The organism is Bradyrhizobium sp. HKCCYLRH2047, from assembly GCF_051168175.1.
Classification (GTDB): domain Bacteria; phylum Pseudomonadota; class Alphaproteobacteria; order Rhizobiales; family Xanthobacteraceae; genus Bradyrhizobium.
Map to the genome: position 1 here is coordinate 182,680 of NZ_JBNPUM010000001.1, position 18,243 is coordinate 200,922.

Here is an 18,243-nt window from a genome sequence, read left to right on the forward strand (position 1 = left end):
GCGGACACGAGGTATCGCATGCCGATCAATGCCGAATATCGCGGTCCCGCCGAGCTGCCGGAGATCGTTCCGGTGTTTCCGTTGGCGGGAGCCTTGCTGCTGCCGCGCGGCCAAATGCCGCTCAACATCTTCGAGCCGCGTTATCTCGCGATGGTCGACGATGCGCTTCGTGACGGCCATCGGCTCATCGGCATGATCCAGCCCGATGTCACGCATTCCTCGAGCGAGGAGCGGCCGGTGCTGTTCAAGGTCGGCTGCGTCGGCCGGATCACGCAGCTCGCCGAGTCCGGCGATGGCCGCTACATCCTCGAGCTCACCGGCGTGTCCCGCTTCAAGGTGGTCGAGGAAATGACGGTGCTGACGCCCTATCGGCAGTGCAAGGTCGATTATTTCCCGTTCGTCGATGATTTCACGGCGCGCAAGGGTGAGGACGCGGTCGACCGCGAGGCGCTGCTCGCGGTGCTCACCGACTTCCTCAAGGCCAACAATCTGAAGGTCGACTGGGCCGGCATCGAAGCGGCGCCGAACGAGGCGCTCGTGAACGCGCTGGCGATGATGTCGCCCTACGGACCGGCGGAGAAGCAGGCGATGCTCGAGGCGCCGGACCTGAAGACCCGCGCCGAAATCCTCATCGCCGTGACCGAGATGGATCTCGCCAAGAAGCGGACCTCGGGCGATCCGCCGCTGCAATGATCATTCGGCGGGAGCCGCACGCGGCGCTGGCGGAGCCGCCGTCAGACGCATCAGCGCGATGGTGGCGACGATCACCCCGATGTAGACTGCGAGCTGCATCGCGGTAGGCTGATCAGTATAGCCGATCAGAGCCTTGAGCGTCCGCCCGGCGACGCCACGCTCGGGCAGAACCGCGCTCGAATCCCACACCACCTGGTCGAATGACGTCAGCCAGTTGGCGCGGGCGAGAAAGAACACCGCCTGCGCGGCCATTCCCGCCGACAACAGGGTGATCAGCACGGTGGTGGTCTTGAACAGCGCGCGCGGCGGGATGCGCATCAGACCGAGATAGGTCGCGAGACAGACGGCGACGCCGAGCAGCAGGCCAAGAACGCCGCCACCGAGCAGCGCCCGCCCGCCGCCGTCGCCGGAGGCCGCCACGCCATAGAGAAACAGCGCGACCTCACTGCCCTCGCGCAACACGGCGATGGCGATCACGGTCGCCAGCGCGACCAGCGGCTTGGCGCCTTCGGCCACCGCCTGGCCCATCGTCCGCAGCTCGTTGCTCATCTCGCGGCCGTGCCGGGCCATCCAGACATTGTGCCAGGTCAGCATGATCACGGCAGCCGACAGTATCCCCGCATTGAACAATTCCTGTCCCATGCCTTCAAAGAGCTGAGTCAGCGTTCCCGCGAACGCCGCGACGATGCATGCGCCGACCAGGCCGGCAAACAGCCCCGCGCCGATCCAGCGCAGGCGATGCGGGACCGCGCTGGTGACGGCAAGCACGATGCCGACGATCAGGCCGGCTTCGAACACTTCGCGGAAGACGATGATCAGGGCGGCGAGCATGGGATCTGGACCTATTGGACGTTGACGAAGCCGCGGGCCTTTTCGTTGAAGTCGTTATAGAACTCGTAGCGCCCGGACTTCATCGCGCGGACGTTGAGAACCGCCTCGCTGTTGGCCGCGATCACCTTCTCGACCTTCAGGGTCTCGCTCTCGAACTCGATCGCCTTGCCCTCCATGTTCCTGACGCGGATGGTCAGCGGCGCGTCCGCAGGAACGGTCGGCTCCTTGGGCTCGAATTGACCATTGGCATAGGTGAGGCAGATCTCGTTCGATCCGCCGGCGTGCGCCTGCGCTGCCATCACGAGCATGCCGACGCTTCCACCTACGACGACCAACTTCCGCACCACGTCGACCAACATCGATCCGTCCCCTCTCCTATCCAGACAAGCAAATCGGAGAACGGTTGCGCGCCCCGGATCGATGTCGACACCGGGCACCCGTTCGCGACGACGAACAACTAAGCGGCTCGTCGCCGTGTCTGCAAAGAGACTCCTTCTAAGTTGGAACCATTCTTGGCGAATGTGTCGTGGCAGTGGCCTCGCGGTGAACGGAGTGCGGCCGAACGGCAGTTGAGGCAATGCGGCGGTGACGGAGCGTCGCGATGCCTTCTTCTCGCCGGGTACGTGGCGGCGCTGCGGTCGACCGGAATTCCCCGCATCAGTAGCCGGCGATGGCGAGGCTGACCACGCCGACGAGCATGACCCAGCCGAAATGCCGCCCGCGCGTCGCCAGCGCATTGGCGCCTGCAGCGAAAACGAACACGACGATGACCGTGGCCACCGTCCAATGCCGCGCCGGCTCCGACGCCATTTGCGGGGCGACGGCGAGCAGCACGCCACAGCCGATCCACGCCACCGTGCCAGTCTGCCAGACCAGCCGCAGCAGGGTTCGCAGCCGCTCCGGCGAGATGGCGGCACGCGCGAAGACCATCGTCTCGCCGAGCACGCCATGGATCACGGCGACGGTGATCGCCAGCAGCCCCGCGCATACCAGCAGCACATCACGCATGGCACACCCTCCATACAGTTCTGTATGGAGGATGCACGACGTCCTGGCGGCCGTCAATACAGTTGTGTATGGTCGTCTCATGGAGACGACATGACCGATCAGCTCTCGGCCGACGATTGGCTGGACCAGGGATTGAAGGTGCTGGCCAGCCAAGGCTTCACCGCGCTGAAGGCGGAACCGCTGGCAAAAGCCCTGGGCGTGTCACGCGGCAGCTTCTACTGGCATTTCGCCGACGTGGCTGCGTTTCACGCCGCCCTCCTCAAGACGTGGCGGGAGATTGCGGCCGAGCAGATCATCACCGGGGTGGAGGCGAGCGCCGGCGACCAGCCGGCGATTGCCGTGCTCCTCCGGCGCACGTTCACGGTCAAGCTCGTCCTGGAGCGCGCCGTGCGCAACTGGGCCGGATCCGACCCCGCCGCGCGCCAGGCGGTGCAGGCCATCGATAGGCGCCGGCTGGGCTATGTCGAGAGCCTGCTTGCAGCCGAGGGACTGACGCCGACGATCGCACACGCACGCGCCCAGGTGCTGTACTGGGCTTTTCTCGGCCATGCGCTGTCGGATCGGCCGTTGCCGGCCCAGCAACTGGACACGGTCATCGACGAACTGATCCGGATCGCCCTGCACAGGCCTTGATGGACGACAAGCAGGCGCGCGATATGCTACAGAGGCGCCCGCCGGAGACCCTTGCCATGAACGCCCCGCTCGAACGCCCCGCCAATTCCGTCGATCCCAAGCTGCTCGAGATCCTGGTCTGTCCGATGACCAAGGGCCCGCTGGAATACGACGCGGCGAAGCAGGAGCTGGTCTCCCGGTCGGCGAAGCTCGCCTACCCGATCCGCGACGGCATCCCGATCATGCTGCCCGAGGAAGCGCGGAAGATCGACTGACCGATGCGGTCCGTCGTGATCCGCTGCGCGCTCGCTTTGGCGCTGATGGCCCTCGCTTCGGCGGTCTCGGCCGAGGAGAGCGCCGTCCGCATTGGCCCACTCGACGCCGTCTTGACGACGCCAGCGGGTGTCGCGCGCCCGCCGGTGGCGCTGTTGATCGCCGGCTCGGGGTCGACGGACCGGGACGGCAACGGGCCGCAGCTCAAGCCGGCGACCTTGAAGAAGCTCGCCGAGCAGCTCGCCCTCCAGGGCATCGCCAGCCTGCGCTACGACAAGCGCGGCGCGCGCGGCTGGAAGGCGGAGTTCGGCAAGCCTGAGGACTTCCGCTTCAAGGACTATGTCGACGACGCCGCTTCGCTGGTCGACTTCCTGCGCGGCAAGTTCGCCCGCATCGTTCTCGTCGGCCACAGCGAGGGCGGCCTGGTCGCCATCCTCACCGCCCGCCGCACCCCGGTCGACCGCCTCGTGCTGCTCACGACGTCGGCGCGGCGGCAGGGCGATCTGCTCAAGGCGCAGCTCGAGAAGAAGCTGCCGGCGGCGAAGATGGAGCCGGTCGCCAAGGCGATCGACGCCATCATGGCCGGGCAGGTCGTGGACCCGCCACCGCCCGAGCTGCCGGTCGCGCCGAGCATGCAGCCCAGCATCGGCTCCGCCTTCGCAGAGGACCCGATCGATCCGCTGAAGCAGCTCACGATCCCGATCCTGATCGTCGGCGGCGCCCGCGATCACCAGATCGCACGCCTCGACATGGTCGCGCTCGCCGCCGCCGCACCGGCCGCCAAGTCGCTGTGGCTGCCGGAGATGAACCACGTCCTGGTCGACGTCGCCAACGAGGACGAGAACCTCGCCTCCTACAACGACACGGAGCGTCCGCTCGACCCCGACATGGTCGAGGCCGTCGCCGGTTTCATCACGGCCGCAGGCCCGCGCTAGCTCTTTGTTTGAGCATGATCTTTTCGGAGAACCGGTCCCCACTTTTCCGGATCATGCTTTATAACGCTTCCCCCTTCAACAGCCGCGGCATCTCTCCGGTAAGGCCCGCGGCCTGCTTGATGAACAACTCCTTCAGCGGCGGCGCGCGATCGACGATCCCAAGGCCGATGTCGCGCACGGCGCGCAGCAAGGTCGACTTGTTCGAGAACAGGAAGTTCAGCGAGTTGGTGGCGACGCCCATCGCCATCGTGTCGAAGCGGCGCCAGCGCTGGTAGCGCTCGAGGACATCGACCTGCCCCGGATCGATCCCCATGCGCGCAGCATCGACCACGACCTCGGCCAGCGCGGCGACGTCCTTCAGCCCCATATTGAGGCCCTGCCCCGCGATCGGATGGATCACATGGGCGGCGTCGCCGACCAGCGCCAGCCGCGGCGCGATGAAGGAGCGGGCAACGAAATAGGACAGCGGAAACGCCCGGGGCTGGTCGAGCACCTTGATCTCGCCGAGATGCAGGCCGGCGCGCTTTTCCAGCTCGGCGTGGAATTCGTCCGCGCTCAGCTCCACGAGGCGCTTCGCTTCCTTGCGCCGCTCGGTCCACACCAGCGAGGAGCGCTTGCCGGTCAGCGGCAGGATCGCGAATGGGCCGGGCGGCAGGAAATGCTCTTCGGCGCGGCCGCCATGGTCGCGCTCATGACCGATGGTGACGACGATGCCGGACTGATCATAGTCCCAGCCATGGGTCTGGATGCCCGCGCGCTCGCGCAGCTTCGAACGCGCGCCGTCGGCGGCAACCAGCAGGCTGGCTTCGCAGCGGCTGCCATCGCCCAGGGTTACTGCAACGCTGTCGCCGCGCGTCTCAAAACCGGTCACAGGCATCGCCTTGAGCTCGACGCCCGCCGCCTCCGCATGCTTGACCAGCGCGTCGATCAGGTGCCGGTTCTCGACCATGTGCGCGAACGGCTCGCCGGCCTCGACCTGGCCCGCAAAGGTCAGGAACGACGGCCGCGTCGCATCCTCGAGCTTGGAATCGGTGATGACCATGTCGAGGATCGGCTGCGCCTGCGGCGCCACGTCCGCCCAGACGCCGATCGCGTCGAACAGCTTGCGGCAGGCCGCGACGATGGCGCTGGCGCGTGGATCGCGGCTTGGCCGGTTGGCGAGCGCCGGATCGGCCACGATGACGGGCACCTCGGGGCCGAGCCCCTGCCGGAGCGCCAGCGCAAGCGCCAGGCCGGCAAAGGCGCCGCCACAAATGACAATGCTTCGCTGTGTCGTCATGGCACCCTGCTCACGGTTACTCTTGCGGGGCGATTATAGCTGGGCGAAACAGGGGCGTGAACCAAGGGCTGCCACCCCAGGCCGTCATTTCCGGATGCCTGATCCCGCCCGAACGGGGCCGGAGCGGACGGCCGAGCCAGCGAAAGCAACACGCCATGTCCAAGGGACTGATCGACCTGATCTCGATCCTCGATCTCGAGCCGATCGAGGTGAACCTGTTCCGCGGCAACAGCCCGAAGACCAGCTGGCAGCGCGTGTTCGGCGGCCAGGTGATCGGCCAGGCGATGATGGCGGCGTGCCGCACCGTCGAGGGCCGGCTGCCGCATTCGCTGCACTGCTATTTCATCCTGCCGGGCGACCCGCAGGTGCCGATCATCTACCAGGTGGAGCGCCTCCGCGACGGCAAGAGCTACGCGACGCGCCGCGTCACCGCGATCCAGCACGGCAACGCTATCTTCTCCATCATGGTCTCGTTCCACAGCGACGAGGAGAGCGCGTTCAACCATCAGGACAGGATGCCGGACGTGCCGCCGCCGGAGAAGCTGACGGCCGAGGAGATCTCCAAGCAGCCGATGTTCCAGGAGGTCTTCCAGCGGATGCCGGACTTCATCCGCCGCTATTACGAATCCGATCGTCCGATCGAATTGCGCCCGGTCGAGCTCAGCCGCTATTTCGGCCAGAAGATCGACGACGGGCGCATCCATGTCTGGATCAGGACGGCGGCGAAGCTGCCCGATGATCCGGCGCTGCACATGTGCGCGCTGGCCTATGCGTCGGACTTCTCGCTGCTTGACGCCGTGATGGCGCGCTACGGCCGCACGCTGTTCGACAAGCGCATGATGCCGGCCTCGCTGGATCATGCGATGTGGTTTCACCGCCCGTTCCGCGCCGACGAATGGCTGCTCTATGCGCAGGATTCGCCGAGCGCGCAGGGCGGCCGCGGGCTCACCCGCGGCTCGATCTTCAAGCCCGACGGCACGCTGGTCGCCTCCGTCGCGCAGGAGGGATCGATCCGCGAGCGCCGGGCCTAGCCGCATCACATCGGCTGCGCGGTGCGCGGCACGACCGCGAATTGCGACACGTACCAGGCGCTGTACCAGCGCAGCAGCCACGGGATCGGAATGATCACCGAGCTGCCGAGCACGAACGCGAAGGTGCGCCACAGCACCTGCAGGCCCGAGCCGGTGAACACGACCTCGCGCCGCGTCCCCTGGATGTTGCGGCACACCCAGCGCATCCAGGCGGTCAGCACCCAGGCCCAGCCGATGACGGTGATGCCCGACACGATCATCAGCAGGTACCAGCCGGCATAGACGACGGGGCTGCCTTCAAAATGGATCGGCAACCGCTCGCCATTCGAGGCGAGGTTGCTCAGCAGCCAGCGCAGCACCATCCAGCCCAGGAACGCCGGGGCAACCAGCGAGATGAGGTTGAGGATCGGCCGGTCGCTGAGGCTGACATAGGCCAGCACGCCCATCGCGACGAAGACGTACCAGATGTCGAGCGGCTGACCGGTGAAGGTGAGGTTCGGCCGGCCGGGCACCCTCATCCGCTCGATCACGTAGCGGTAGAGATAGACAGCGGTCCAGGGCGTGATGACGATCAGGAACTGGCCGACGACATACAGCAGCGTCCAGCCGAGATAGGACCAGGTGTCGAGCTTGACCGAGAGCGCGCCGCCCGACGCGGCGGTGCCGGCGTCGAACGCGGGCGGCGTGGCCGGCGACATGCTCGGCACGCCCGACATCAGGCCGGGAATGCGCCCGGCCTTCTCCCAGCCGGCCATGCCGTCGCTCCACAGCAGCGTCTCGGCGGTCACGACGCCCCGGGCGATCAGGTCGCGCAGTTCGTCTTCCGAAATGGGACCCTGTTGCTGGCCTTGCGCCGCGTAATACCAGGAACGATTCGACATGGGATGTCCTTGAATAGAGGATGGCAGGAACACGTCTTCAGTCTGTCGGGCGATGTCGCGTTCCGTTCAGTGATATCCGTCACTCCTTGACGTTTTCGCTTAACGCTGCGCTGATTTTGTGCCATTTGCCTAGGAACAGGCCAAAACGGCCGTCCCAAGCCTGCCTCCGAAACAGGCTGCTTCGCTCCGAGGAAACCAAGGCCCGCCCATGAAGCTCGTCGTCGCGATCATCAAACCCTTCAAGCTCGACGAGGTGCGCCAGGCCCTCACCGCGATCGGCGTCCACGGCATGACCGTGACCGAGGTCAAGGGCTACGGCCGCCAGAAGGGCCACACGGAGATCTACCGGGGCGCCGAATACATCGTGAACTTCCTGCCCAAGCTGCGCATCGAGATCGCGGTCAACTCCGAGATGGCCGACAAGGCGGTCGAGGTGATCACCACGCATGCGCGCACCGGCCAGATCGGCGACGGCAAGATCTTCGTGACGCCGATCGATCATGCCCGCCGCATCCGCACCGGCGAGACCGACACCGACGCTCTGTAAACCGTTCAAGCAGCCGCGACGGCTGCACGCCCGCCGCAACGGCGCGGCGGAGCGAACATTCTCAACCTGATCCGACATGCCGGGGGGACTGTCATGGGGACCTGCGCGTCTCGTTGCCTGCGCGCGCCTGCTGCTTTGGCTGCGGCGGCCGCGATCATCTTCGTTACACCCGCACGGGCGGCAGCGCCGTCCACGATCGATCCGGCCGACACCGCCTGGATGATCGTCGCCACCGCGCTGGTGCTGATGATGACCATTCCCGGTCTGGCGCTGTTCTACTCGGGCATGGTGCGCAAGAAGAACGTGCTGGCGACCATGGCGCAGAGCCTCGCGGCGGTGATGCTGATCTCGATCCTGTGGGTCGCGTTCGGCTATTCGCTGGCGTTCGTCGGCGACGGCACCTGGATCGGCTCGCTCGACCGCGCGTTCCTCGCCGGCATGGGCATGGACAGCGTCCATCCTGGCGCCAAGACCATCCCCGAGTCGCTGTTCATGCTGTACCAGATGACGTTTGCGATCATCACGGTGGCGCTGGTGGCGGGCTCGGTCGCCGACCGCATGCGATTCTCGGCCTATCTGCTGTTCAGCATCGCCTGGTTCATCTTCGTCTATGTCCCGCTGGCGCATTGGATCTGGGGCGGCGGCTTCCTTGCGCAGGCCGGCGTGGTCGATTTCGCCGGCGGCCTCGTCGTGCATCTCTCCGCCGGCACTGCCGGGCTGGTCGCCGCGCTGGTGATGGGACGGCGCCAGGGCTATGGCAGCGAGAACCTCTCGCCGTTCGACCTGTCGCTCGCGGTGGTCGGCACCGGCCTGCTCTGGGTCGGCTGGTTCGGCTTCAATGGCGGCTCGGCGCTTGGGGCCAATGCACATGCGGTGATGGCGATCCTGACCACGCATCTCGCCGCCTGCGCCGGCGCCGTCACCTGGGGCGCGCTGGAATGGTCGACCCGGCGCAAGCCCTCGGTGCTCGGCATGATCTCCGGCGCGGTCGCCGGCCTCGGCACCATCACGCCCGCGTCCGGCTTCGTCGCGCCGTGGCACGGCCTGGTGATCGGCGCGCTCGCCGGTGTCATCTGCTACTGGGCCTGCACCTCGCTGAAGCACCGCTTCAACTATGACGATTCGCTCGACGTGTTCGGCGTCCACGGCATCGGCGGCCTGACCGGGACCCTGCTGGCCGGCGTGTTCGCGACGGCCGCGATCGGCGGCACTACCGGGCTGATCGAGGGCAACCCAAAGCAGCTTGCGGCCCAGCTCTACGGCGTCGCCGTCACACTGGTGTGGTCGGGCGGCGTGACCTGGGGTCTCCTGAAGCTGGTCAGCGCCTTCGTACCGCTGCGGGTGTCGCGCGAGCACGAGCTGGAAGGGCTCGACATCTCCCAGCATGGCGAGGCGCTGCAATAGCTGCAGCAAACGGCGCCAATTGACCTGTTCGGCGTCGCGGGATTCTGCCCGCGCCGTGGGCAGCATTGTGTCTTGAGCCTGACATGCGCAACTTTTGCGCATGCCTGCCCATTCCTTGAGCGCGGCGGAATGGCGCAGCCCCTGATGCCCCCCCTGAGGGCTGAAAAGGTCAGGATTCACCGCTCGTTAGCCCTGACCAGCCGTCTGGCACGGCATTTGATTCTATCGCCCCCGGCTGTGCCCGCGTCGTGAAGATTTTCTCCGCGTGGTGAACCTCAGTCGACAGGAAGCGCTCGGTAGTGTCCGTACCGGGCCCAAGCGGGGATTGGACCCATGAAAATTGTTATGGCGATCATTAAGCCATTCAAGCTCGAAGAAGTCCGGGACGCCCTGACCGCCATCGGCGTTCATGGTCTCACGGTGACGGAAGTGAAGGGGTACGGCCGTCAGAAAGGTCATACGGAAATCTACCGCGGCGCTGAATATGCGGTGAGCTTCCTGCCCAAGATCAAGATCGAGGTCGCGATCCCCTCCGACCAGGTCGACAAGACCATCGATGCCATCTCTTCGGCCGCCAAGACCGGCCAGATCGGCGACGGCAAGATCTTCGTCATCAGCCTCGACCACGCCGTGCGCATCCGCACCGGCGAAGCGGACGCTGCGGCCCTTTGATTTCGCGCTCAAACCAGAACACTTACGGAGTAGAATAAAATGACGTTCAAACGTCCAACCAGCGCGGGATGGATCACGCTCGCCATCGCCGGGCTCTGCGTCGCAGGCCTCGCCGACGTGGCGTTCGCCGAGGACGCGCCGGCCGCCGCTGCCGCAGCCGCCCCCGTTCCCAATAAGGGCGACGTCGCCTGGATGCTCGTGTCCAGCGCCCTCGTGCTGATGATGTCCATCCCCGGCCTCGCGCTGTTCTATGGCGGTCTCGTCCGCACCAAGAACATGGCCTCGGTCCTCACCCAGGTGTTCGCGATCGTCGCCATGGTCGGCGTGATCTGGACGCTCTACGGCTACTCGATGGCCTTCACCGACGGCGGCAGCATGACCTCGTGGGTCGGCGGCTTCTCCAAGGCCTTCCTGCACGGCGTCGACGCCAACTCGACCGTTCCGACCTTCTCGAACGGCGTGGTGATCCCGGAGCTGGCCTACTTCGTGTTCCAGATGACCTTCGCGATGATCACCCCGGCCCTGATCGTCGGCGCCTTCGCCGAACGCATCAAGTTCTCGGCGGTGATGCTGTTCATCCTGCTCTGGGTGACCTTCATCTACTTCCCGATCGCGCACTGGGTCTGGTACATCGCGGCTCCCGATGACGTGGCCGCCGCTGCCAAGGCTCTCGCCGCCGCCGGCGACGCCGCTGCCAAGACCGCCGCCCAGGCCAAGCTCGACGAAGTCACCGGCGCGGTCGGCTGGCTCGCCGGCGCTGGCGCTCTCGACTTCGCGGGCGGCACCGTCGTTCACATCAATGCCGGCATCGCCGGTCTGGTGGGCGCGGTTCTGATCGGCAAGCGCACCGGCTACGGCAAGGAGCTGATGGCTCCGCACTCGCTGACCATGACCATGATCGGCGCCGCGCTGCTGTGGGTCGGCTGGTTCGGCTTCAATGCCGGCTCCAACCTGGAGTCGAACGGCGTCACCGCGCTGGCCTTCGTCAACACCATGGTTGCCACCGCTGGTGCGGCGCTGTCCTGGCTGCTGTGCGAATGGGCCGTCAAGGGCAAGCCCTCGCTGCTCGGCATCTGCTCGGGTGCGGTCGCCGGCCTCGTCGCCGTCACGCCGGCCTCCGGCTTCGCCGGCCCGATCGGCGCGCTGGTGCTCGGCCTGATCGTCTCCCCGATCTGCCTGTTCTTCGTCTCCACCGTGAAGAACGCGCTGGGTTATGACGACGCCCTCGACGTGTTCGGCGTGCACTGCATCGGCGGCATCGTCGGCGCTCTCGCCACCGGCATCCTGGTCAACCCGGCACTGGGCGGCGTCGGCATCACCGACTACACCAACATCACCGGCAACAACGCCGGCACCTACGACTTCGCCACGCAGATGCTGGCGCAGATCAAGGCTGTCGTCGCCACGCTGGTGTGGTCGGGTGTCGGCTCGGCGATCCTCTACAAGGTCGTCGACGTGATCATCGGCCTGCGCCCGACCGTCGAGCAGGAGCGCGAGGGTCTGGACATCACCGACCACGGCGAGCGCGCCTACAACTACTGAGTTCTCCCGGGACTTGGTCGTAAGCGACCAGGTCCGCAACTTCGGTTCGGGCAAATACCCGGCAATGCCCTGACCGTTGAGGGGCTCCAGCGCAAGCTGGGGCCCCTTTCTTTTTTGGCCTTTCGACTGGGCTTGTCTTTTGTCCGAGATGGGCAGCCGCAGCGCTGCGGACAGGTCGTAGAGGCCGATCGCGTGCCACACCGCCGGTGTCGTCCCCGCGAACGCGGACCCATACCGCGTGATCTTTGTAAGGGGCAGGCGGCAGGTACCACAGGTCTGGCCGAACGCACCCGGCCCTCCCTGCGCAACGATTTTAACGGCTGCTTCGCGTTCTCCCTGGTGCGCCGGGCTGTCTGGCCACCATCACGAGCGCGACACTCCAGGGCATCGCCACCCGCTTGATATCAGCGTCGGGATATCAGGACCGCGCGACTTGACCGTGCGTGCATCGATCGTTCGTCCGCGCAACTAAGTCACGCTGCGTTGACACACGCCCATCGCATCCCACTGCCAACGATCCGTGACGGTCGCGAAACGACCCTCATGCGGCAGCAGGGACGCCGCGGAAATGTGATTTGCCCGACGGTGCAAGGGGAAATGCTGCGGCAAACTAAAACGACGGGCAGTTTGCCAATGGCAGGCTTGCGGTCACGTCCATCCCGCTCGGCTTTACGGTGAGCCCGGCCATCCCCGTCCTTGTTTGCTCAAAAGGAAGACGTGGATGCCCGGGACAAGCCCGGGCATGACGGAGTAGTTAGTTCGCGATCACCACGCCCTGATGACGGGTGTGACGCCGAATAGCACGTCCGCCGTTGCTCTGGCCGATGGGCGCTGCGAGCAATGCAAGCCGATGGACAGCTCATGCACCTTCGAACTTGAACGACACGTTGAGCTTGGCCCGATAGGCTTCCACTTTCCCCTTCGCGTCGAGCTGCATGTCCAGCTTGACGACTTCCGCGACGCGGAGGTCTCGGAGTGTTTTCGCCGCCTGTTCGACCGCATTCGCGGCCGCCTTTTCCCAGGATTCACCGCTGGTACCGATCAGCTCGATGACTTTGTAGACGCTGTCAGACATGTCGTTCTCCTGTTCGGTATGAAGCAGGAAGCAGGAGCTTCCTGCCACAACCGAGCGTAGCATCACGACATCAACACGGGAAGCGCTCGGCAGAGTATTGATCCCGAAGTTCACCCAGCCTTTCAGGGCAGGATTTCCTATTCTCAGATGCGATCGCGGCCCTCTACGCCGGGAACTTCTCGACTGACGACCTGAGGGCCATGGGCAGGCGCTCGGCGAAGAGATCGCAACCAGATGGTCGACGAGCCGCGCAAGAAAGGTCTGGATCTCTGAGCTGCGCCAGAGCCGGGCGCTGCTGAGCCGGCATCTTACGCCGTTCGATCGGTTATACTCCGCCCAACTTGCAGATGTGCTTCCATTCCTCCGGCGTCACCGGCTGCACCGACAGGCGCGACTGCTTGACCAGGGCCATCTCACTGAGCGTCTTGTCGGTCTTGATCGCGGCGAGCGTCACCGGGGTCTTGAACGCCTTGTGCGCCTTGATGTCGACGCAGACGAATTTGCCGGTCTTGTCGGTCGGGTCGGGATAGGCTTCCTTGATGATCTCGGCGATGCCGACGATCTCCTTCCCCTCGTTGGAATGATAGTAGAAGGCGAGGTCGCCCTTCTTCATCGCCACGAGGTTCTGCCGCGCCGTGTAGTTGCGCACGCCGGTCCAGGCCTCCCCCTTCGCGCCCTTCTCCACCTGCTGGTCCCACGACCATACCGAGGGTTCGGATTTCACCAGCCAGTAGTTCATGATGCAGTTCTCTTTTCTCTTTCCATTCATCGTGGCCGGGCAAAAGTGCGAAGCACGTCTGTCAAAGGCCCCGGCCATCCACGTCTCACCGCCAGCTCTATTATCTTAGACGTGGATGCCCGCGACAAGCGCGGGCATGACGGCGGAGGTGGCTGCGCGACCGGTAGCGCCGCGCCTACACCGCTCACTCCTCCGCCTTGAACGGGCGCAGCATCAGCGCCTCGATCGCAGCGTCGATCGTGACGCTGCCGGCGAGAATGGCGGCCACGGCCAGCGCGACCGGCATCTCGACGCCGCGCGAGGTGGCGAGCTCGACCAGCACGGGCGCGGTGTATTGTCCCTCGGCGAGCTTGCCCGCCGGCAGCGGCTCGCCGTGGCCGAGCGCGAGGCCGGCGGCGAAGTTGCGCGACTGCGGGCCGGCGCAGGTGAGGATGAGGTCGCCGAGGCCGGACAGGCCGGTCAAGGTCTCGCTGCGCGCGCCATAGGCGCGGCCGAGCCGGACCAGCTCGGCGAAACCGCGCGTGGTCAGCGCCGCCAGGGCCGAGGCGCCGAGCTGCCGTCCGGCGACGATGCCGGCGGCGATCGCCAGCACGTTCTTGGCGGCGCCGCCGATCTCGACGCCGCGCACGTCGGTCGCGTGATAGGGCCGGAAGGTCGGCGAGCCCAGTGCCTGCACCAGCGCCGCCGCAAGCGGCTCGTCGCGGGCGGCGAGCGTCACCGCCGTGGGCAGGCCGCGCGCGACATCGTCGGCGAAGCTCGGGCCGGACAGGATGGCGGGGATCGCATTCGGCGCCGCCTCGGCGATGACCTCGGTCATGAATTTGTGGGTGCCGTGCTCGATGCCCTTGGCGCAGGCGATGAGCGGTGTGCCAGGCCGAAGCAGCGGCGCGAGGTGCATGACCGCGCCGCGCAGGTGCTGCGCGGGAACGACGATGAGAACGGCGTCGGCGCGGGCGGCCCGGGCGAGATCGGCGGTGACGGCGATGCTGTCGGCGAGCGGAATGCCGGGCAGGCGCGGATTCTCGCGCGCGCTGGCGATGCGCGCGGCGTGGTCGGCATCGCGGGCGTACAGCGTGACGTCACGGCCGGCGCGTGCCGCGACGGCGGCGAGCGCGGTGCCCCACGCCCCGGCGCCGATGATGCTGATGGTTTGGAAACTGATCATGCGCGGCAACCGCCGCTGCGCTCCCTCTCCCCTTGTGGGGGAGGGCTGGGGAGGGGAGTGCCACGGGCGAGAGCGTTCGTGGGGCTACGCCCACCCCCGACCCCTCCCCGCCTAGCGAAGCTCCGCTTCGCGCGGGGGTAGGGGGGCGCACCGAGTTTGCCGCGCCAGCTTGCGCTATGGCGTACAAGAGAACGAGCCAATGGATGGCGCGTGCTCGGCGCAGCCAGCGAGTCTGCCACGGTCAAAACCCCGCGCGCGTATTCGCGAACTTGCCCGGCACGCTGGCATTGGCATCCAGCAGCCAGCGGGCGCGCGGGGCGGCGTCCATGCCGTCGACCATGCCGAGCGCGAGCCGCTCCAGTCCGGCCCAGGCAATCATCGCACCGTTGTCGGTACACAGCGCCGGCGGCGGCATGATCAGGCGGGTGCCGCCGGCTTGCGCGACATCGTCGAGCGCGCCACGGATCGCCTGGTTGGCGGCGACGCCGCCGGCGGCGACCAGCGCGGTTGGCGCGCCGAAGCGCTGCTTGAACAGATCGAGGCCGACGCGCAGACGGTCGGCGGTCGACTCCAGCACCGCCGCCTGGAAGCTGGCGCAGAGGTCGGCGACATCCTGGTCGGCGATGCTCTCCAGTCGGCCGATCTCGTTGCGCACCGCGGTCTTCAATCCCGACAGCGAGAAATTCGCATCGCGGCGGCCTAGCATCGGACGCGGAAACGCAAAGCGCTGACCGTCGCCGTTGCGCGCGGCCTGCTCGACTTCAGGTCCGCCGGGATAGGGCAGGCCCAGCATCTTCGCGACCTTGTCGAACGCCTCGCCCATGGCGTCGTCGACGGTGGTGCCGAGCCTGATGTAGTCGCCGACGCCGGCGACCGCGACGATCTGGGTATGGCCGCCGGAGGCCAGGAACAGGCAATAGGGGAAGTCGATTGCATCGGTGAGGCGCGGCGTCAGCGCATGCGCCTCGAGATGGTTGACCGCGATCAGCGGGGTATTGTGGACGAGAGCAATCGCCTTGGCGGTGGTGAGGCCGACGATGACGCCGCCGATCAGTCCTGGGCCGGCCGCCGCGGCGACGCCACCGAGCGCGGCATAGTCGATGCCGGCTTCGCGCATCGCTGCGTCGATGAGATGGTCGAGCATGTCGACATGGGCGCGCGCCGCGATCTCGGGAACCACGCCGCCATAGATGGCGTGCTCGTCGGTCTGCGAGCGCACGACGTTGGACAGGATCTGCCCCTTGCCGTCCGAATCACGCGCCACCACGGCGGCGGCGGTCTCGTCGCAGGTGGTTTCGATGCCCAGCACGAGCGTTTGCGATTCGTTACCCAATCTCAACCCTTTTGGTCATTATGAGTGCGCAGAACCGCCTAACACCACGAGGTCGCCAGGTGCAATCACCCGTCCGTTGCAGCCCGGCCGATCCGTATTCGACGGGAGCATAGCACATGGCCGTGCTGGTGACCCGTCCCGCCCCCGACAATGAGCGCACCGCCGCGGCTTTGCGCGCGCGCGGCTTCGACGTGCTGCTGGCGCCGATGCTGCGCTTCGAGCCGGTCGCGCTGCCGCCTGACGCCGGCCGCGACGCCGCCGGACTGATCGTGACGTCATCGAACGCGCTGCGCGCGGCCGCGCCGCAGCTCGGAGCGTCCGCCTTGCTGCGCCTGCCGCTGTTCGCGGTCGGCGACCAGACCGCGGCGGCCGCACGCGACGCCGGCTTCACGCAAGTGATCTCGGCCGCGGGCGATGCGACGGCGTTGCGCGACCTGATCGCCAATGGCGGCGGCGTCGACGCCGGGGCCACCCTGCTCTATCTTGCGGGCGCCGACATCTCGCGCGATCTCGCCTCCGAGCTCGCCGCGCGCGGCTACGACGTGGTCACGCAGACCGTCTATCGGATGGCACAGGTGACCAGCCTGCCACGCGAGGTCTGCGACGCGTTCGCGGCAAACGCGATTCGTGCGGTGCTGCATTATTCGCGGCGGAGCGCGGCGGCGTTCGTGGCGGCGATCCGGGCCGACGGCGTCGAAATCTCGGCGCTGGCGGTGCCGCATGCCTGCCTGTCGGCCAATGTCGCCGAGGTTCTTCGAGAGGCTGGCGCGACCCAGGTCACAATCGCGGCGCATCCGGATGAAAACGACATGCTGGAGGGCCTGACCCGTGCGCTACGGTCGTGAATGGCGTAAGAGGGCCTGCTCAATCTTGCCTCAGCCAGGGAACTTCCACCATGGTCGATGAACCCGACACCGCTGCACCGGCCTCCGACACCGGGCGGCCGAAACGGCCACCGCCGACCATCGACCTGGAGCCGACCTCGCGCGAGGAGCGCCCGTCGGCCAGCGAGAGCGCGGCCGAGCGGCCGACTGCCTCGCCATGGTCCGCGCCGGCCGAAGCCTTGGCCGAGGGGTCGTCGGGCGCGGCGAGCCAGTCGCATCCGCATGCCGCCGGTGACACCGAACCGGAATCTGCTGCCAGCGAGACGCCCGAGGAGACCGTCGCCGCGGCCGAGCCGCCGCGCGCCGAGCTTCCTCCGCTCCCGCCGCCCCGCCCGGTCTCGCCCTGGATCATCGCGCCATTCTCCGGCGCGGCCGCGGCCGCGCTGGTGATCGGCGTCGGCTGGATGCTGGGCTGGCCGCAGGTCGTATCGCCGTCGGCCGTCTCACCGCAGGCGTCCGCCGTCGACGCGCTCGCCACCCGCGTCGCTGGGCTGGAGCAGCGGATCGGCAAGCCGGATGGCGCCGTGACCGGGCGGCTCGATGCCGCCGACAAGGCGATTGCAGCGCTGCGCAACGATATCGCCGGCCTGCGCGCGCAGTCCGACAAGACGGTGGCCGCGCTCAACGACGTCAGGGCGCAGCCGCGCGACGGCTCCGCGCCGGCCCCCGCACCCGAGCCGGTCGATCTCTCCGGCCTGACCGCCCGCATCGATGCGCTGGAGCAGGCGAGCAAGAGCCAGAGCGCGGCGCTGGCGCAGGAGAGCCGCAAGATCACCGAGGCCGCGGCTGCCAAGCCCACCGACGACGCGCCGCTGCGCCGTGTGGTCGCCGCGACCCTGCTCGACGTCGCCGTGCGTCACGGCGATCCCTACGGGCCGGCGCTGTCGACGGCGAAGTCGCTGGCGCCCGATCCGGCCGCGCTGAAGCCGCTGGAGGTCTTCGCCACCAGCGGCGTGCCGAGCCCCGCGGCGCTCAGCCGCGAGCTGCTCACCATCGTGCCGAAGCTCTCGCCGCCGGCACCGGAGAGCACCACGGGAACCTCGATCCTCAGCAAGCTCTCGGCCGGCGCCTCGAGCCTGGTCAAGGTCGAGCGCACCGACGGCGCCGGCACCGATCGCGGCGCGGTGGTGGCACGGATCACCGCGGCGGCGCTGCGCAACGACTTCGCCGAGGCGCGCCGCGAGCTGAAGGGTCTCTCGCCGGAGGATCGCGCCCCCGCCAATGACTGGCTCGCACGTGCCGACGCCCGCGACGCCGCGCTGTCGACCGCCCGCAAATTCGCCGACGACGCGATGACCGCGCTCGCCAAACCCGCGCAATAGGACGCCCAAGGACGCAC

The 18,243-nt window shown here is 67.3% G+C and carries 19 protein-coding genes and 1 pseudogene; 11 read left to right on the forward strand and 9 right to left on the reverse strand.

Features of this window, described 5'->3' with window-relative positions; genetic code table 11:
- The first annotated feature begins 18 nt into the window (after positions 1 to 18).
- On the forward strand, positions 19 to 693 hold the full coding sequence (locus ACQR1D_RS00855; RefSeq protein ID WP_315715855.1) for an LON peptidase substrate-binding domain-containing protein: 675 nt from the start codon (positions 19 to 21) through the stop codon (positions 691 to 693).
- Here the strand turns inward: ACQR1D_RS00855 and ACQR1D_RS00860 are convergent, their stop codons facing one another.
- The 3 genes from ACQR1D_RS00860 to ACQR1D_RS00870 form a co-directional block, all read right to left on the reverse strand.
- Complete coding sequence (locus ACQR1D_RS00860; RefSeq protein WP_315800774.1) at positions 694 to 1,524, reverse strand: FTR1 family iron permease; 831 nt, start codon at positions 1,522 to 1,524, stop codon at positions 694 to 696.
- 11 nt (positions 1,525 to 1,535) lie between these two features.
- A complete protein-coding gene (locus ACQR1D_RS00865; RefSeq protein WP_315800775.1) occupies positions 1,536 to 1,832 on the reverse strand; it encodes a cupredoxin domain-containing protein in 297 nt (98 codons plus the stop codon).
- Between the two features lie 349 nt (positions 1,833 to 2,181).
- Entirely contained in the window at positions 2,182 to 2,532 is a 351-nt protein-coding gene (locus ACQR1D_RS00870; protein WP_434838810.1) for a hypothetical protein, read from the reverse strand.
- 90 nt (positions 2,533 to 2,622) lie between these two features.
- Between ACQR1D_RS00870 and ACQR1D_RS00875 the strand changes: the two genes are divergently transcribed.
- The 3 genes from ACQR1D_RS00875 to ACQR1D_RS00885 are packed head-to-tail and all read left to right on the forward strand — an operon-like array spanning position 2,623 to position 4,352.
- Positions 2,623 to 3,165 (forward strand): TetR/AcrR family transcriptional regulator, encoded by a 543-nt coding sequence (locus ACQR1D_RS00875; protein ID WP_434838809.1) that lies wholly within the window; start codon positions 2,623 to 2,625, stop codon positions 3,163 to 3,165.
- Positions 3,166 to 3,221: 56 nt separating this feature from the next.
- Positions 3,222 to 3,419, forward strand: a complete 198-nt coding sequence (locus tag ACQR1D_RS00880; RefSeq protein WP_006613415.1) for a Trm112 family protein — start codon at positions 3,222 to 3,224, stop codon at positions 3,417 to 3,419.
- 3 nt (positions 3,420 to 3,422) lie between these two features.
- A complete protein-coding gene (locus ACQR1D_RS00885; RefSeq protein WP_316215477.1) occupies positions 3,423 to 4,352 on the forward strand; it encodes an alpha/beta hydrolase in 930 nt (309 codons plus the stop codon).
- Between the two features lie 58 nt (positions 4,353 to 4,410).
- Here the strand turns inward: ACQR1D_RS00885 and ACQR1D_RS00890 are convergent.
- Positions 4,411 to 5,634: pseudogene (locus ACQR1D_RS00890) on the reverse strand (ubiquinone biosynthesis hydroxylase); the annotation flags it as partial.
- A gap of 152 nt (positions 5,635 to 5,786) precedes the next feature.
- Between ACQR1D_RS00890 and tesB the strand changes: the two are divergent.
- Positions 5,787 to 6,662, forward strand: coding sequence for an acyl-CoA thioesterase II (tesB, locus tag ACQR1D_RS00895; protein WP_315800779.1), 876 nt, complete (start codon positions 5,787 to 5,789; stop codon positions 6,660 to 6,662).
- Positions 6,663 to 6,667: 5 nt separating this feature from the next.
- Here the strand turns inward: tesB and ACQR1D_RS00900 are convergent, their stop codons facing one another.
- On the reverse strand, positions 6,668 to 7,543 hold the full coding sequence (locus tag ACQR1D_RS00900) for a DUF4339 domain-containing protein (RefSeq protein ID WP_315800780.1): 876 nt from the start codon (positions 7,541 to 7,543) through the stop codon (positions 6,668 to 6,670).
- 208 nt (positions 7,544 to 7,751) lie between these two features.
- Here ACQR1D_RS00900 and ACQR1D_RS00905 point away from each other — a divergent pair, with 208 nt between their 5' ends.
- From ACQR1D_RS00905 to ACQR1D_RS00920, 4 genes are all read left to right on the forward strand, one after another.
- Positions 7,752 to 8,090, forward strand: a complete 339-nt coding sequence (locus tag ACQR1D_RS00905; RefSeq protein ID WP_315800781.1) for a P-II family nitrogen regulator — start codon at positions 7,752 to 7,754, stop codon at positions 8,088 to 8,090.
- 93 nt (positions 8,091 to 8,183) lie between these two features.
- The gene (locus tag ACQR1D_RS00910; protein WP_434838808.1) at positions 8,184 to 9,494 is read left to right on the forward strand and encodes an ammonium transporter; all 1,311 of its coding nucleotides are present in this window, start codon (positions 8,184 to 8,186) and stop codon (positions 9,492 to 9,494) included.
- Positions 9,495 to 9,827: 333 nt separating this feature from the next.
- Entirely contained in the window at positions 9,828 to 10,166 is a 339-nt protein-coding gene (locus ACQR1D_RS00915) for a P-II family nitrogen regulator (RefSeq protein WP_006611147.1), read from the forward strand.
- Positions 10,167 to 10,205: 39 nt separating this feature from the next.
- Complete coding sequence (locus ACQR1D_RS00920; RefSeq protein WP_315800783.1) at positions 10,206 to 11,708, forward strand: ammonium transporter; 1,503 nt, start codon at positions 10,206 to 10,208, stop codon at positions 11,706 to 11,708.
- A gap of 859 nt (positions 11,709 to 12,567) precedes the next feature.
- Here the strand turns inward: ACQR1D_RS00920 and ACQR1D_RS00925 are convergent.
- The 4 genes from ACQR1D_RS00925 to tsaD all read right to left on the reverse strand — a co-directional run bounded on the left by ACQR1D_RS00925 (position 12,568) and on the right by tsaD (position 15,996).
- On the reverse strand, positions 12,568 to 12,783 hold the full coding sequence (locus ACQR1D_RS00925; RefSeq protein ID WP_315800784.1) for a dodecin family protein: 216 nt from the start codon (positions 12,781 to 12,783) through the stop codon (positions 12,568 to 12,570).
- Between the two features lie 325 nt (positions 12,784 to 13,108).
- Positions 13,109 to 13,522, reverse strand: a complete 414-nt coding sequence (locus ACQR1D_RS00930) for an EVE domain-containing protein (RefSeq protein ID WP_315800785.1) — start codon at positions 13,520 to 13,522, stop codon at positions 13,109 to 13,111.
- Positions 13,523 to 13,706: 184 nt separating this feature from the next.
- On the reverse strand, positions 13,707 to 14,687 hold the full coding sequence (locus ACQR1D_RS00935; RefSeq protein WP_434838807.1) for an NAD(P)H-dependent glycerol-3-phosphate dehydrogenase: 981 nt from the start codon (positions 14,685 to 14,687) through the stop codon (positions 13,707 to 13,709).
- Positions 14,688 to 14,928: 241 nt separating this feature from the next.
- Positions 14,929 to 15,996 (reverse strand): tRNA (adenosine(37)-N6)-threonylcarbamoyltransferase complex transferase subunit TsaD, encoded by a 1,068-nt coding sequence (gene tsaD / locus ACQR1D_RS00940; protein WP_434838806.1) that lies wholly within the window; start codon positions 15,994 to 15,996, stop codon positions 14,929 to 14,931.
- Between the two features lie 140 nt (positions 15,997 to 16,136).
- On the opposite strand from tsaD, the gene ACQR1D_RS00945 reads away from it, so the two are divergent.
- Both ACQR1D_RS00945 and ACQR1D_RS00950 read left to right on the forward strand, forming a co-directional pair.
- A complete protein-coding gene (locus tag ACQR1D_RS00945; RefSeq protein ID WP_434838805.1) occupies positions 16,137 to 16,865 on the forward strand; it encodes a uroporphyrinogen-III synthase in 729 nt (242 codons plus the stop codon).
- 50 nt (positions 16,866 to 16,915) lie between these two features.
- Positions 16,916 to 18,226 (forward strand): COG4223 family protein, encoded by a 1,311-nt coding sequence (locus tag ACQR1D_RS00950; RefSeq protein ID WP_434893696.1) that lies wholly within the window; start codon positions 16,916 to 16,918, stop codon positions 18,224 to 18,226.
- Positions 18,227 to 18,243: the final 17 nt, after the last annotated feature.

What these genes read in the sequence shown, in the direction of transcription:
- ACQR1D_RS00915 (WP_006611147.1), top strand. Translation starts at nt 9,828, where the DNA reads ATGAAAATTGTTATGGCGATCATTAAGCCATTCAAGCTCGAAGAAGTC.
- ACQR1D_RS00920 (WP_315800783.1), top strand. Translation starts at nt 10,206, where the DNA reads ATGACGTTCAAACGTCCAACCAGCGCGGGATGGATCACGCTCGCCATC.
- tesB (WP_315800779.1), top strand. Translation starts at nt 5,787, where the DNA reads ATGTCCAAGGGACTGATCGACCTGATCTCGATCCTCGATCTCGAGCCG.
- ACQR1D_RS00875 (WP_434838809.1), top strand. Translation starts at nt 2,623, where the DNA reads ATGACCGATCAGCTCTCGGCCGACGATTGGCTGGACCAGGGATTGAAG.
- ACQR1D_RS00930 (WP_315800785.1), bottom strand. Translation starts at nt 13,522, where the DNA reads ATGAACTACTGGCTGGTGAAATCCGAACCCTCGGTATGGTCGTGGGAC.
- ACQR1D_RS00950 (WP_434893696.1), top strand. Translation starts at nt 16,916, where the DNA reads ATGGTCGATGAACCCGACACCGCTGCACCGGCCTCCGACACCGGGCGG.
- ACQR1D_RS00910 (WP_434838808.1), top strand. Translation starts at nt 8,184, where the DNA reads ATGGGGACCTGCGCGTCTCGTTGCCTGCGCGCGCCTGCTGCTTTGGCT.
- ACQR1D_RS00855 (WP_315715855.1), top strand. Translation starts at nt 19, where the DNA reads ATGCCGATCAATGCCGAATATCGCGGTCCCGCCGAGCTGCCGGAGATC.
- ACQR1D_RS00900 (WP_315800780.1), bottom strand. Translation starts at nt 7,543, where the DNA reads ATGTCGAATCGTTCCTGGTATTACGCGGCGCAAGGCCAGCAACAGGGT.
- ACQR1D_RS00865 (WP_315800775.1), bottom strand. Translation starts at nt 1,832, where the DNA reads ATGCTCGTGATGGCAGCGCAGGCGCACGCCGGCGGATCGAACGAGATC.
- ACQR1D_RS00880 (WP_006613415.1), top strand. Translation starts at nt 3,222, where the DNA reads ATGAACGCCCCGCTCGAACGCCCCGCCAATTCCGTCGATCCCAAGCTG.
- ACQR1D_RS00905 (WP_315800781.1), top strand. Translation starts at nt 7,752, where the DNA reads ATGAAGCTCGTCGTCGCGATCATCAAACCCTTCAAGCTCGACGAGGTG.
- ACQR1D_RS00860 (WP_315800774.1), bottom strand. Translation starts at nt 1,524, where the DNA reads ATGCTCGCCGCCCTGATCATCGTCTTCCGCGAAGTGTTCGAAGCCGGC.
- ACQR1D_RS00925 (WP_315800784.1), bottom strand. Translation starts at nt 12,783, where the DNA reads ATGTCTGACAGCGTCTACAAAGTCATCGAGCTGATCGGTACCAGCGGT.
- ACQR1D_RS00870 (WP_434838810.1), bottom strand. Translation starts at nt 2,532, where the DNA reads ATGCGTGATGTGCTGCTGGTATGCGCGGGGCTGCTGGCGATCACCGTC.
- ACQR1D_RS00885 (WP_316215477.1), top strand. Translation starts at nt 3,423, where the DNA reads ATGCGGTCCGTCGTGATCCGCTGCGCGCTCGCTTTGGCGCTGATGGCC.
- ACQR1D_RS00935 (WP_434838807.1), bottom strand. Translation starts at nt 14,687, where the DNA reads ATGATCAGTTTCCAAACCATCAGCATCATCGGCGCCGGGGCGTGGGGC.
- ACQR1D_RS00945 (WP_434838805.1), top strand. Translation starts at nt 16,137, where the DNA reads ATGGCCGTGCTGGTGACCCGTCCCGCCCCCGACAATGAGCGCACCGCC.